The following is a 13,614-nucleotide window of genomic DNA, read 5'->3' on the forward strand; positions in this document are numbered from 1 at the left end:
GCCGGGACGTTCACCCGTCCGTGCCGTGATGTTCAGCCCGGAGGGTGGCCGGGCCCGCGGGGCGTTGCGAGAATCCGCCACGCGCCCGGCGGCGGACTCCCCCGCCCGCTCAGACCCGAGTGAGGTTCCCGATGTCCGTACGACACCCGTCCCTACGGCCCCTGCCCCCACGACGCACGTCCCCGCCACGCCCCTCCCCGCGACGCCCGTTCGCGCGCAGCCCGTTCGCGCGTCGCCTTTCGCTGCCCCTGGCCGCCGGCCTGGCTGTGCTGTCCGCGTCGCTGTCCCCGGTGGCCGCGCACGCGGCGCCGGGCGGACCCGCGCCGGCCCGCTTCGACCTCCAGGCCCACCGCGGCGGCCTCGGCCTGACCACCGAGGAGTCGCTGGAGGGCTTCGGCAAGGCGCTGCGGCTCGGGGTGTCCACGCTGGAGCTGGACACCCAGATCACCCGGGACCTGAAGGTCGTCGTCAACCACGACCGGCAGATCAGCGCCGTCAAGTGCCGGGACACCGGCCCGCTCACGCCCGGTGACCCGATGTACCCCTATGCCGGCAAGTACATCAAGGACCTGACGCTCGCTCAGCTCAGGACGCTGGACTGCGGGTACCGGCAATTGCCCGGCTTCCCCGAGCAGGAGGTCGTCGAGGGGTTCCGGATGGTGGAGCTGAAGGACGTCCTCGGCCTGGTCAGGAACTACCGTGCCCGGGGCGTGAAGCTGAACATCGAGACCAAGGTGGAGGCGGGCGCGCCCGAACAGACCGCGCCGCGCGAGGTGTTCGTGCGCCGGGTGTACGAGGAGATCCACCGCTCGGGCATCGAGCGGCAGGTCACCATCCAGTCGTTCGACTGGGGTGCGCTGAAGGCGATGCACCGGCTCGCGCCGAGGTGGCCGCTGGTGGCGCTGACGAACTACGACTTCCTCCAGGTCGGCCGGCCCGGCGCGTCCCCGTGGCTGGGCGGGATCGACGCCGACGACTACGGCGGTGACTTCGTCCGGGCGGCGGCCACACTGCCCGGCGTCACCACCCTCTCCCCCAACTACGGCTTCCCGCAGACCGGCAAGGTCGGCGACCCGGGCTTCCGGTTCTACTCCGACGCGGCCATGGTCGCCGAGGCGCACGCCCGGGGGCTGAAGGTGGTGCCGTGGACCTGTGACGACCCGGCGACCGTGGAGGCGCTGATGGACCTGGGCGTCGACGGGATCATCACCGACTATCCCGACCGGGTGCGGCGGATCATGGCCGACCGGGGCATGCGGCTGCCGCGCCCGTACCACCCGCACGGCCACGCCTGACCGGCGCCCGGGGAGCGCGGAGCGCGGACCCCGCCCCGAATGGGGCGGGGCGGGGCCCACGCCCGGGTCAGGCGGCCGGCTGAAGGCCGGCGGTCTTCGGACTCTCCGGGCCGGACCGGACGCCGATCCGGCCGACCCCGACGTGCGTTCCGCCGGATGCTTCGCGACCGCGCCGATTCCGGCCTTCGGCGGTCCCTAAGACCGCTTCCCGGGCACTCCGGTTCCGTGGTCGCGGGGCCGTTTCCTGTGGCCCTGGCGAGGGCGGGCAGCTCCGATCCCGGCCGAGGCGGGTCGCCTCCGGTCCGGCCGGGGCTCGTTCCAGGGGGCTGTCTTCCGGTCGTCGCGGCTGCGGCGACCGCCCGGCCCGCCGTACGGCCCGTCGTACGTGTCGTACGACGAGGGGCGGGGCCGGGGTCCGGGAGGTGGGTCGGACCCCGGCCCCGGGTCTGTCACGGCTTGCGGGCCACCGCGCCGTACATGGCGATGTCCTCGTCCCGGACGCCTCGCGCGCCGCCGTCGGGATGCCACTTGTGCACCTGGACGATGCCGGGCGCGACCAGGTCCAGGCCGTCGAAGAACTCGTGGGCCTCGGCCAGGGTGCGCAGCCGCATCGGCATGTCCCGTGCGGCGTACTCGCGGGCGACCCGGCCCACCTCGTCGGGGGCGAACTCGGCGGTGCCGATGGACATCGCGAGGTAACTGCCGGAGGGCAGCGGCTCCAGCAGCCGGCGCACCACGCCGACCGCGTCGTCCGCGTCCAGCATGAAGTGCACGATCGCGATGACGGTGAGGGCGACGGGCCGGCTCAGGTCCAGCGTCTCGCGCAGTTCGGGGGCGTCCAGGATGGCCGCCGGGTCGCGGAAGTCGGCCTCCACGTACGCGGTCCGGCCCTCGGGCGCGCTGGCCAGCAGGCCCTGGGAGAGGGTGAGCACGATCGGGTCGTTGTCGACGTAGACGACCCGGGACCCGGGGGCCACGGCCTGGGCGATCTCGTGCAGGTTGGGCGAGGTCGGGATGCCGGTGCCGATGTCCAGGAACTGCCGGACGCCCGCGTCCTCGGCCAGCCAGCGCACCGCGCGGTTCATGAAGTCGCGGTTGGCGCGCATGTGCACCGGGAGCGCGGGCCACTCCCGCGTCATCGCCTCGCCCGCCTCCTTGTCGGCGGGGTAGTAGTCCTTGCCGCCGAGTATGTAGTCGTAGATGCGGGCGGAGTGGGCGTTCTCGGTGTCGATCCGGTCGGCCGGCCATCCGTTGTCGGGCAACGCCGTGTCTCCCATTCGGGTCGGGGTCGGGCCCCCGCGTCGGCACGCGCGGGGTGGTGCGACGGGCGGGTACGGTCGGCGGCTCACCACTCCTCGCGCAACTCGGCGAGCAGGGACTCGGTCTTCCGGGCGGACGGCGCCTGGGCGCTCAGCCGGTCCAGAGCCTCCCGGTAGACCACCACCTCGTCGGGCTTGTCCAGGTACTCGGCCCTGGCCAGGCCGCTGAGGTAGGCGATGTCGGGCAGTTCGCGGGCGCGGAACCGGAAGAGGTGGAAGGCGCCGGCCCACAGCGCGGGATGCGGTCCGCCCGCGAACGGCATGACCTGCACGGTGACGTGGGGCAGCCGGCCCAGCTCGATGAGGTGGTCGATCTGCGCGCGCATCACCCGCGGGCCGCCGACCGGGCGGCGCAGCACGGTCTCGTCCATCACCACCCACAGCCGCGGCGGCCGGGCCCCGGTCAGCAGCTTCTGGCGGCGCGTGCGCAGCGCGACCCGGCGTTCGGTGGTCTCGGCGGGGGCGTGCGGGTAGGACGCGGTGAGCAGGGCGCGGGCGTAGTCCTCGGTCTGCAGCAGGCCGTGCACGAACTGGTTCTCGTAGCCGCGCAGTTGCAGGGCCGCCTGCTCCAGGCTGAGGTAGGCGGGCAGCCAGTGGGGCACGACGTCGCGGTACGTGTGCCACCAGCCGCGCTTGTTGGCCTCGCGCACGGACTGCAGGAAGGTGTCGACCTCCTCCCGGTCCGTGACGCCGTAGACCTGGAGGAGTTTCTCGGCGTCCGCGAGCCGCAGCCGGGCCACCTTGGCGGCCTCCATGCGGCGGATCGTGGAGTGGCTGACGCCGATGGCCGCGCCCGCCTCGGCGAAGCTGAGGCCGGCCCGGGTGCGCAGCTCCTCCAGCCGTCTGCCGAGGATCATGCGCAGCACGGAGGGCGCGCCGCCCCACTCGGTCTCCACGGTCACGCCCACCCCCCTCGTCGGCTTCGGCCGTCCGCGCAGGCGGATCGGCCACCCGCCCATTCGATCACGTTCCGTCGGATGCAGCATGCACTTTGCCACTTGCAAATTTCAACTTGCCGGTTGCGGTGCCTGGTTGGCAGGTGCCAGAGTGGTCCCGCTGCTCCGCCCGACCCACGGAGCAGGCGGCACGTCCGGCCAGGGGAAGACAGGCCGCGGGCAGGGCCTTTCGGCAGGCGGCGCGAGTGTGCGCCGCCCGGACGGCCGGTCCGCCGACCGCGACTTCGCTCACGAGGCCGGACGAAAGGCGTACGGCGATGACTCCGTCCTTCCCCCCGACGGCTCCCCCGCCCCGCCGCCGGCCACCCGCCGCCGCGGACCGCTCCCGCGCGGCGGGGGTCGCACCCGGCGCCGGCCCTGCCGGCAGCCGGCGGTACCGGGCGGAGCGGGCGCGGTGCCCCGCCCTGTGAACCACCCGGAGGCGAGTGTCCTGGTCGACTCCCTGGGCTCTGCGGCCCCGACCGGCTCGCCTCCGGGGCTCACCGCACGCCCCTGACCCACGCCTCCCCCACGGCATCCGGCCCGGCCCGAGTCCGGGAGGCCGGGCGGAACCGGCCGTGCCCGACCGACGGAGCGGACATATGCTGCGAAATGCCGCCCGAAGGGAGTGCTGCTCATGGCCGACACGCCCACCGACCCCACCGCCGTACCACCGTCACAGGACCCGTCGGCGTCCCCGCCCGGCTCCCCCGCCGGCGAGCTGACGCTGCGCCCGCTGGGTTTCGAGCACCTGGCCGCCGTGCTCGACCTCGGTCACCGGGTGTACGACACCGAGGCGATGCCCTACACCGGCTGGTCGCTGTCGGCCGTCGCCGGACACCTGGACGCGCCGGACCCGGCCTGTCTCGTGCTGCTCGACGGGGACCGGGTCGCCGGGTTCGTGCTCGGTTCGCTGTCCTTCGAGCAGCGCGCCGACTGGGGTTACCTGGAGTGGATCGCCGTCGACCCCGACTACCAGGGGCGCGGTGCGGCCTCCCGGCTGGTACGGGAGTGCTGTGCGCGACTGGCCGAGGCCGGCGCGGTGTGCGTGGTCACGGACGTGGAGCGGCGCAACACCGCCTCCGCCGAGCTGATGCGCCGCAACGGCTTCGCGGAGGAGGCCAGCGTCAGCCTCTTCGTCCGGCCGCTCACCGACGCGCCCGCGACCGGCACGGGCCGGGCCCGGGGCGGCTCCGGGCCACGCCGTCATCTCACCCGCGCGGCGGCCGAACGGGTGCGCTGACGCCGGCCCGGTCCGCCCCGGTCCCCCCTGCCCGGCCCCGGTCCGCCCCGGCCGGGCCGTCGGCGTCCGGCGCGCGCGGGACGGCGCGGCGGCGGTGGTCCGGCCAGCGCACGTCGTAGGCCCAGCCGAGGCGTTCGAACCAGCGGATCAGCCGGGCGCTCGCGTCGAGCTGCCCGGTGAGCACGCCGTGCCGGGCGCTGGTGGGGTCGGCGTGGTGCAGGTTGTGCCAGGACTCGCCGAAGGACAGCGGGGCCAGCCACCACACGTTGCCCGAGCGGTCCCGGCTGCGGAACGGGCGGGCACCGGTCGCGTGGCAGATGGAGTTGATGGACCAGGTGACGTGGTGGACCAGGCAGATCCGGACCGGCCCGGCCCAGAACAGCGCGGTGAGGGCGCCCGGCCAGGACCGGGTCAGCGCCCCGCCGAGCAGGGCGGGCAGGGCGAGGGAGGCGAGCACCAGCAGGCCGAAGCGCCGGGAGATCAGCATCAGGGCGCGGTCGCGGACCAGGTCGGGCGCGTAGGCGCGGGCCGAGGCGTGCTCGGTTTCGAACAGCCAGCCCAGATGCGCGTAGAGCATGCCCTTGGCGAGGGCGCGCGGCGAGTGGCCGTACCGCCAGGGCGAGTGCGGGTCGCCGTCCCGGTCGGAGTACCTGTGGTGCTTGCGGTGGTCGGCCACCCAGGTGACGAGCGGGCCCTGCACGGCGAGGCTGCCGGCCAGCGCGAGCGCGATGCGCAGCGGCCGGCGGGCCTTGAACGAGCCGTGGGTGAAGTGCCGGTGGAAGCCGACCGTGATGCCGAGCCCGCTGACCAGGTAGAAGGCGACGGCGAGCGTGAGGTCGACGGGGCTCAGCCCGTGCCGCCAGGCCAGCGGCACGGCGGCGAGCAGGGCGAGGAACGGTACGGCGACGAAGACGCCGATCATCAGCTGCTCGCCGGTGGGCCGGGACCGGCCGCCGGCCGCCGCCGGCGGGGTGGCGTCGGAGATCTCGGAGGACATGTCGGCCCTTTCTCCGCCCGGGCGGGCTAGTCGGCGGCGGTGAAGGCGAGTACGGCGTTCTGGCCGCCGAAGCCGAAGGAGTTGCTGACGGCGGCCGCCATCCGGTGCGGCCGGGGCACCTTGGTGACGATGTCCAGGTCCATCGACGGATCGAGCGTGTCCAGGTTGGCGGTGGGCGGGATCAGCTGGTGGCGCAGGGCGAGCACGGTGCAGGCCGCCTCGATGGCTCCGGCGCCGCCGATGGCGTGCCCGATCGTGCCCTTGAGGGCGGTGACGGGCGGGGGGCGGCGGAAGACGCGGTGCAGCGCCTTGTGTTCGGCGGCGTCCCCCTGGGGGGTGGCGGTTCCGTGCGCGTTGACGTGGTCGATGTCCTCCGGGGCCAGCCCGGCGTCGGCGAGGGCGGCGCCGAGGGCGCGGGCGGCGCCGTCGCCGTCGGGGTGCGGGGCGGTGAAGTGGTGGGCGTCGCAGGAGGCGCCGAACCCGGCGAGCAGCGCCTGGGGGCGTACGCGCCGGGTGCGGGCGTCCGCGGTGCGTTCCAGGACGAGGACGGCGGCGCCCTCGCCGAGGACGAAGCCGTCCCGGTCCCGGTCGAAGGGGCGGGAGGCGGCGTCGGGGCTGTCCGCGCGGCGGGACAGGGCGCGCATCTGGGCGAAGCAGGCGGCGGTCATCCGCAGCCGGGCCGACTCGCTGCCGCCGGCCAGGACCAGGTCGCAGCGGCCGGACAGCAGCCAGTCCCGGGCGAGGCCCAGCGCGCTGGTGCCGGAGGCGCAGGCGGTGCTGACCACCATGTTGGGGCCGAGCGCGCCGAGGTCCAGGGCGATCTCCGCGGCGGCCATGTTGGGCACGCTGCGCGGCAGCGCCAGCGGGGAGACGCGCTCGGGGACGGCGTCGGCGAGCCGGTCGAACTCGGCCTGCCAGCCCTGCATGGAGCCGGTGCCGACGCCCATCACCACGCCGACCCGGGCGCCGTCCCAGTCGGCCGGGGCGAGCCCGGCGTCGGTGACGGCCTCGCGGGCGGCGAGCAGCGCGAAGGTGGTGAACCGGTCGAGCCGGCGGGCCAGCCGGTGCCCGAGCAGGGCGGTCGCGTCCAGGCCGGGGACCTGGCAGGAGAAGGCCACGGGCAGCCCGGCCAGGGCGGGGTCGGCGGCGGCGGTGGACTGCCCGGCGCACAGTCCCGCCCAGGCCGCGTCCCGGCCGATGCCCGCCGGGGTGACCAGACCCAGTCCGGTGACGGCGACCGGGGCCCGGGGCACGCCTGTCTGCACCTGTTGCATGAGCCGTGATTATCCGGACCGGACGGCCCGGCCCCGCGCCACGACAGCTCGTTCGGCCGGGGATGCGACGCGCTACCACCCGGATGCGCGAACGAAGCGAGCGGATCCGCTCACCCGACGGGGTGCTGGTGCGGGCGGTGCGGTGCCCTTCCGGGCGCGGCCGGCCGGTACGGGGCGGTGCCCGCCTCCCCGGGCCCTCCCGGATCAGCCGGTTCCGCCGGGATCGTCCGCTCTCTCCGTCAGAGCCCGGACCGCGGTCGACCATGCCTCGGCGAGGGCGGTTTCCAGGGTGGTCACGGGGTGGTCACAGGTGTCCAGGCGGAGGGCGGGGCCGATGTGGACGTGGACGCGGGGGCGGCGCAGCGGCGCGGTGGCCCAGCCGGCGAGCTGCTTGGCGCGGCTGCCCGAGGCGACCCGGCGGGCGCCGGCGTGTCCGAGCGGGATCACCGGCGCGCCGGTGGACAGCGCGAGCCGGACCGCCCCGGACTTCAGACGGCCGGGCGGACGGTCGTGGGAGGCGCGGTAGCCGGGCAGGCCGCCCTCGGGGTAGATGAGCACGTCCCGCCCGGCGGCCAGCGCGTCGGCGGCGTGCCGGAGGGCGTCCGGGGCGCGGCGGCTGCCCCGGTGCACAGGAACGTGGCCCTCGCGGGTGAGGGCCCGGCCGAGCAGCGGCACCCGCCACAGTCCGGCCGTGGCCAGCACGGCGGGGCGCAGGCCGAGCCGGTGCAGGGTGCCGAGGAGCAGGACCGGGTCGAAGAACGAGGTGTGGTTGGCGGCGAGGAGGCGGCCGGTGCCGGGCGGCCGCGCCAGATGGCCGGTGCCGGTCACGCTCGTGTCGCTGAATACGGGGACCAGCGCCCCGGCCCACGCCGACAGCATCGGGCGCTCCTCTCCGCCGCGTCCCCCGGACGCCCATCGTCGCCCGTACGCCGCCCGCCCGCACCCCTCTGCCCCGAATGCCCGTCCGGCGTGCGGTGGCCCTGGGCCGGTGGCTGAATGACCGGCATGGACTTCCTCGCCGCCTATGACGCGATCCCCCAGGACGACGTCCCGCAGCGGGTGGCCCTGCTGCGGCGGGCCATGACGACCGGCAGGGCAGAGCTGTTCGCCGAGCTGCGCGCCCGCCGGCCGGTGTTCGGCACGCCCATCGGGGTGTTCGTCACCCGGCACCCCGATGTCCTGGAGGTGCTGTCGGCGCCCGAGACGTTCACCGTGGGGGTGTTCGGCCCGGCGCTGGAGGACGTGCTCGGCGGGCCGTTCATCCTCGCCCGGGACGGCGCTGACCTGCACTGGCGGGAGCGCGGGTACGGGCAGCTGATGCTCGCCGCCGAGGACGCGCCCCGGGTGCGGGAACTCACCGCGCGGATCGCCGACGAGGTGCTGGACGAGGCGATCGGCCGGGGCGCGGACACCTTCGACCTCGTCCAGGACTACGCCCGGCTGGCCGCCGCCCGGGTCGCGGTCGCCTATCTGGGCTTCACCGGCATCGACGAGGAGACGCTGCACTCCTGCACGCGCCGGATGCAGTGGGCGTTCGCCATCAACCCCGGGCGTGACCCGGAGATCCACGCGGCGGGCGTGGCCGCCGGCCGGGAACTGCGCGACCGGGTCGCCGAGGTGATCGCCCGCCGCCGGGACGCGCCCCGCGACGACGGCCCGGACGACGTGCTGGGCCGGATGCTGAGCACCCGGCTGCCCGCCGAGTACGGCTTCGACGACGAGCGGGTCAACGCCAACCTGGTCGGCTATCTGACGGGCTATCAGCAGAACGCCACCCAGTGCACGGCCACCGCGCTGAAGGAACTGGCCGTACGTCCCGAGGTGCTGGCGGAGGCGGAGCGCGCGGCGGGCGAGAGCGACCCGTCCCGCTTCGACGCCTACGTGTGGGAGGCGCTGCGCTTCCACCCGTTCGTGCCGGTCACGCCCCGGCTGTGCGTGCGCGACCACCTGCTGGCCGCGGGCACCGGGCGGCAGACGCTCGTCCCGGCCGGCAGCGTGGTGCTGGCCTGCTTCGCGTCGGCCATGTTCGACGAGGAGGTGCTCGACGCGCCGGACGAGTTCCGGCCCGGACGGCCGCCCGCGCACGACCTCGTCCTCGGCTACGGCGCCCACGACTGCGTCGGCCGGTACGCGGCCCGGGTCATCGTGCCCGAGCTGGTGCGGCGGGTGCTGCTGCGCCCCGGCGTGCGCCCGCTGCCCGGAGCCGAACGCGCCCTGGACTACGCGGGCACCCCGTTCCCGCAGCACTACACCGTGCGGTCCGGCCGCGACGCCGTGCCCGCGCCCTGACCCGGGGCCCGGCCGGTCCGCGGACCGGCCGCCCCCTGCGTCGACCGATCCCTGCGTCGACCGATCCCTGAAGCGACCGATCCGTGAACCGACCGGAGGACCGATGACCGTCACGTCCCGACCGCCCCAGGAGGGGACGCCGCCCTGGACCGGGGCCAGGGACAGGTCCCGGGACGGGCTGCGCAACCGCTTCGAGACACATCTGCTGACCCACTTCGGCCCGGCCTGGCAGAGAGCCCAGCGCAACCGGTGGCTGCACCGCAGGCTCAACTCCCGGCTGATCGACCTGGCCGTGCTCAAGGCGCCGCCGCGCCCCAACCCGCTGAGCACCAAAGCCCCGTACACCTCCTGGGACTCGCTGACCGACCGGTCCTGGGTGGGCCGGCAGCTGCCGCCGGTGACCGGGGCGCGGAGGGACCTGCCCGCCCCGGAGCGGGTGGCCGAGCTGTTCCGGCGCGAGGGCGAGGGACGCTGTTGCACCCGGTCCACCGCGCTGCTGCCGGCGTTCGCGCAGTGGTTCACCGACGGCTTCCTGCGCGGGCACGCGGCCACCGGCGACCCGCGGCGCACCGACTCGCCGCACACCCTGGACATGTGCCAGCTCTACGGCGACCGGCAGGAGGTCACCGCCTGTCTGCGCGCCTTCCGGGGCGGCCGACTGAAGAGCCGGATCGTCGACGGCGGCGAGTTCCCGCCCGCGCTGTGCGAGGGCGGGCGGATCAGGGAGGAGTTCCGGGCGATCCGGCCGGTGCGGTTCGACGAGGTCCCCGAGGAGTTCGTGGACACGCTGTTCGCGTGGGGCGGGGAGCGGGCGCACGCGCACATCGGGCCGATGGCGCTGAACGTCCTGTTCCTGCGCGAGCACAACCGGGTCGCCGGCCTGCTCGCCGCCGCGCACCCGGACTGGGACGACGAACGGCTCTTCCAGACCACCCGCAACACGCTGATCGTGCTGATGATCCGGGTGATGCTGGAGGAGTACATCAACCACATCACGCCGTACCACTTCGGTTTCGTGCTCGATCCGGTGCGCACCGACCGAGGGGTGTGGCACCGGGAGAACCGGGCGACGATCGAGTTCAGCCTCGTCTACCGCTGGCACAGCCTGATCCCGTCGACGTACACCATCGCGGGCCGGCCGGTGCCGCTCGCGCACACCATCGCCAACGGGCGGCTAGTCCTGGACCGGGGCCTCGGCCCGCTGTTCCAGGACCTGTCCCGGCAGCCGGCCGGTCTGTCCGGCCTGTTCAACACCGACCCGCTGCTGCTGCCCATCGAGGAGCGCAGCGTCGCCGTCGGCCGGGAGCTGCGGCTGGCCTCGTACAACGACTACCGGGCCTACTACGGCTTCCCGCGGGTCACCGAGCCGGGGCAGATCTCCGGCGACCCGCGGGTCCGGCAGGCGCTCATGGACGTGTACGGCGACGTGGACGCGATCGATCTGCACGTGGGGCTGTTCGCGGAGGAGCCGGAGCCCGGGGCGATCTTCGGCCGGCTGCTCGAACGGATCATCTCCGTCGACGCGTTCTCCGAGGCGCTCAACAACCCGCTGCTGGCGCCCCGCCTGTTCGGGCCCGCCACCTTCTCCCCCGAGGGCTGGGAGATCATCCGGCACACCCGCAGCTTCTCCGACCTGGTGCACCGCAACCTGCCCGAGGACAAGGGGCGTTACGTCGTCTCGCTCGGCCGGAGCGCGGCGGACGCCCGGGCCGCGGCGGCCTGAGCGGGCCCGCCGTCCGGCCGCGATCAGTCACCGGCCGCCGCGTGCGTGCGCAACGCCTCGGCGGCGGTGCGCAGTTGCTCCGCCGCCGTGGCGCAGGCGGCGGCCTGCCGCTCCAACGTGGGGCGGCTCCACTCCGGGGCCGCCGGGCAGCCGGCGAGCGTGTCGGCGGTGGCCCGCAGCCGCCGGGCGTACTCGTCCATCAGCTCGGCGTCCGACCGCAACGCCTCGGCGCGGTCGAGGAGTTCGGCATCGTACGACGTGACGTCGGGGGACTCGGTCACCATGGCGGGCTCCCGTGGGGGTGGGGGCGTCAGCGCGGCAGGACGGCGCCGGCGCTGCGGTGGAGCATGAACTGGGGGCAGGTGAGGACCAGTCGGGGACGGGCCGTGGCGATGCCGAGCCGGCGCAGGTGGCCGGCCAGGGGTTCGGCGGCCCCGGTGTCCAGCCGCAGCCGGATGCCGCCGCCGCTGTGCAGCCGCAGTCGGCCGTGGGCCCGGACCTGGGTGCGGATGGTGCTCTCGCCGCGGCGGCCGTAGAGGATCCAGTCGGCCTCGGGGCAGCGCGCGCCGGGCCCGAGGCGGCCGTCGACGGCGAGGCCGAGCTCCGGGGCGCGGACGGCGAGGTCCCGGCCGGTCAGCCTGGCCTCGGCGCTCGCCCGGACCGCGGGCTGGCCCCAGACCTCCCGGGCGACGGCCCGCGCCTCCTCACTGGTGACGGCCAGGGAGACCACGTACCGGCCGGTGCGGCGCAGGTCGACCCGGCGCAGCAGGTCCAGGGCCACGTCGTAGGGGCGGGGCCGCCACAGGTCGTCCACCAGCACGGAGAGGGAGATCTCGGTGTACGGGCCGATGGTGGTGCAGCGGTGCTCGTACAGCGACAGCACCGCCAGCGCCCGTCGGCCCAGCCGGCTCGGCGTCATCCAGGTGACGCCGGGCAGCAGTCCGCGGGCGGCGTCCGCGTCGACGGGGAAGCACAGGTGGGCGGCGGAGGAGTCGTAGTAGCGCACGGGCACGTCGACCGGGCCGGCCGTGGTGGGCAGCGAGGTGGTGGGCAGGGTGAGGAAGGGGTAGCCCTCGGGCGGGTTGGCGCGGTCCTTGAGCTGGTATGCCTGGGTGCGCACGACCGGGCCGCGATAGGGGGTCAGGGCCTCGTCGACGCGTTCCCGGGCCTCGGGGACGACCGTGCGCAGGTGCTCGATGTACTCGTGGAGCATGTGGCACAGCGGGAACTCGTGGGTGGGCCCGGTGTAGTCGACCTCGTACCAGTTCGGGTGCGGGTCGAACGCGGAGCCCGCGCCGCGGCCGTCGAGGACGGGCACGATGTCGTGCTGGTTGGTGATGCTGGCGACCCAGGTGCGCGGATCGGCGGGCTTCTTGTTGTCGACCGGGGAGCCGACGGCGACGACGTGGGTGACCCGGTAGGTGCGGCAGAACTCCTCGCTCTGGGCGAGGTTCATCACGGCGATCCCGCCCTCGCTGTGCCCGATCAGCGCGAGGTCGGCGCCGCGGGGGATGCCGTAGTCCCGCAGGGCGAGCAGGATCGCGCGGGTGTACGGCGAGTCGGGCATGAACAGGTTGCGCCAGGCGCCGACGAAGTCCTGCGGGGAGTCGGTGCGGGGGCGGCCCGGTGCCATGCCGGGCGCCTGGAGGACGTAGCGGACCACGCCGTCCGGACCGCGCACGTTCTGCAGCAGGATCCGCCCGTTCGTGGAGAGCATCTCGATGTTGCGCAGGAAGCCGAGGAACGACCCCTTGGTGGCGATGACCTGCCGTTCCTGGTCGGTGAGGCCGACGGCCTCGGCGGCGCCCTCGCCCCGGTCCAGGCCCGCGAGGTGGGCGGCGCTGACGCCGTGCAGCGGGTCGGCGGACAGTTCGCGGCCGGTGGCCAGCGCCCAGCCGGTCTCGTCGTTGTACGGGTCCTCGTCCAGCAGGGCGCGGATCGCGAGGAGTTCGGCCATCAGCGGGGCCAGCCCGGACAGCGCGCGCTGGGCCCCCTGGTCGCGGAACAGGGCGCGCAGGGACCGTACGGCCGCCAGGTCCTTGTCGGTGGTGACGGCCTCGGTCAGCCGGCGCATGCCGGGGTCGCGCACGAACTCCGGGTGGTCGACCAGCACGGCGGCGATCCGCAGCCGCAGCGAGGTGACCGCCACCAGCGCGGCCAGGCTCTCCCGGCCCAGCACCTCGCCGGCGGTGCCGAGGGCGTGGCCCACGCCCTTCGGCGCGGTGATCGCCGAGCCGCCGAGGCCGTGTTTGTTGGTCAGGGCGCGCAGCAGGGCCCACTGGGCGGGCAGGCCGGTGCGCGGGCGGCGGCGCGCGGAGGCGGTCAGGGCCGGGGCGAACAGCGCGGTGCTGGTGCGCGCGGAGACCGCGCGGACGCCCTCGGCGACGTCCACCACCTCCCGCGCGCACCGGCGCAGCAGTTCCCTGGTGTCCCGGCCGTCCGGCGCGGGCCGTCCGGGTGCGGTGCCGTCCGCTCGCATCCGACGCTCCCTCGGCTCGGTGACATGGGGCGGAGCCGGGGCCGCGCCCGCGGGCGCGGC

11 protein-coding genes are annotated in these 13,614 nt (G+C 75.1%); 4 read left to right on the forward strand and 7 right to left on the reverse strand.

All coding sequences use genetic code 11. The features are described from left to right. The first annotated feature begins 131 nt into the window (after positions 1-131). Complete coding sequence (locus tag ACSURM_RS03200) at positions 132-1,295, forward strand: glycerophosphodiester phosphodiesterase family protein (RefSeq protein ID WP_436953267.1); 1,164 nt, start codon at positions 132-134, stop codon at positions 1,293-1,295. 449 nt (positions 1,296-1,744) lie between these two features. Here ACSURM_RS03200 and ACSURM_RS03205 read toward each other — a convergent pair whose 3' ends face one another. After that, the gene (locus ACSURM_RS03205) at positions 1,745-2,557 is read right to left on the reverse strand and encodes an SAM-dependent methyltransferase (protein ID WP_436953269.1); all 813 of its coding nucleotides are present in this window, start codon (positions 2,555-2,557) and stop codon (positions 1,745-1,747) included. An 83-nt stretch (positions 2,558-2,640) separates the two neighbouring features. Further along, the gene (locus ACSURM_RS03210; RefSeq protein ID WP_391338037.1) at positions 2,641-3,516 is read right to left on the reverse strand and encodes a helix-turn-helix domain-containing protein; all 876 of its coding nucleotides are present in this window, start codon (positions 3,514-3,516) and stop codon (positions 2,641-2,643) included. Between the two features lie 670 nt (positions 3,517-4,186). Here ACSURM_RS03210 and ACSURM_RS03215 point away from each other — a divergent pair. After that, a complete protein-coding gene (locus ACSURM_RS03215; RefSeq protein ID WP_436953271.1) occupies positions 4,187-4,792 on the forward strand; it encodes an N-acetyltransferase family protein in 606 nt (201 codons plus the stop codon). Here ACSURM_RS03215 and ACSURM_RS03220 read toward each other — a convergent pair. From ACSURM_RS03220 to ACSURM_RS03230, 3 genes are all read right to left on the reverse strand, one after another. Beyond that, on the reverse strand, positions 4,761-5,789 hold the full coding sequence (locus tag ACSURM_RS03220) for an acyl-CoA desaturase (RefSeq protein ID WP_436953273.1): 1,029 nt from the start codon (positions 5,787-5,789) through the stop codon (positions 4,761-4,763). The genes ACSURM_RS03215 and ACSURM_RS03220 overlap by 32 nt on opposite strands. 26 nt (positions 5,790-5,815) lie before the next feature. Beyond that, positions 5,816-7,063 (reverse strand): beta-ketoacyl-[acyl-carrier-protein] synthase family protein, encoded by a 1,248-nt coding sequence (locus ACSURM_RS03225; RefSeq protein ID WP_436953275.1) that lies wholly within the window; start codon positions 7,061-7,063, stop codon positions 5,816-5,818. Between the two features lie 204 nt (positions 7,064-7,267). Beyond that, positions 7,268-7,942 (reverse strand): lysophospholipid acyltransferase family protein, encoded by a 675-nt coding sequence (locus tag ACSURM_RS03230; protein WP_436953277.1) that lies wholly within the window; start codon positions 7,940-7,942, stop codon positions 7,268-7,270. A 117-nt stretch (positions 7,943-8,059) separates the two neighbouring features. Between ACSURM_RS03230 and ACSURM_RS03235 the strand changes: the two genes are divergently transcribed. Together ACSURM_RS03235 and ACSURM_RS03240 are read left to right on the forward strand one after the other, a co-directional pair. Beyond that, a complete protein-coding gene (locus tag ACSURM_RS03235) occupies positions 8,060-9,352 on the forward strand; it encodes a cytochrome P450 (RefSeq protein WP_436953279.1) in 1,293 nt (430 codons plus the stop codon). Between the two features lie 103 nt (positions 9,353-9,455). Continuing rightward, on the forward strand, positions 9,456-11,075 hold the full coding sequence (locus tag ACSURM_RS03240) for a peroxidase family protein (RefSeq protein WP_436953281.1): 1,620 nt from the start codon (positions 9,456-9,458) through the stop codon (positions 11,073-11,075). 23 nt (positions 11,076-11,098) lie between these two features. On the opposite strand, the gene ACSURM_RS03245 is transcribed toward ACSURM_RS03240, so the two are convergent. Further along, the gene (locus ACSURM_RS03245; protein ID WP_189988823.1) at positions 11,099-11,359 is read right to left on the reverse strand and encodes a hypothetical protein; all 261 of its coding nucleotides are present in this window, start codon (positions 11,357-11,359) and stop codon (positions 11,099-11,101) included. A 26-nt stretch (positions 11,360-11,385) separates the two neighbouring features. Continuing rightward, on the reverse strand, positions 11,386-13,554 hold the full coding sequence (locus ACSURM_RS03250; protein WP_436953284.1) for an acetoacetate decarboxylase family protein: 2,169 nt from the start codon (positions 13,552-13,554) through the stop codon (positions 11,386-11,388). Positions 13,555-13,614: the final 60 nt, after the last annotated feature.

The sequence above is a fragment of the Streptomyces sp. SudanB182_2057 genome (assembly GCF_964272715.1).
In the GTDB taxonomy this organism is placed as follows: domain Bacteria; phylum Actinomycetota; class Actinomycetes; order Streptomycetales; family Streptomycetaceae; genus Streptomyces; species Streptomyces rubradiris.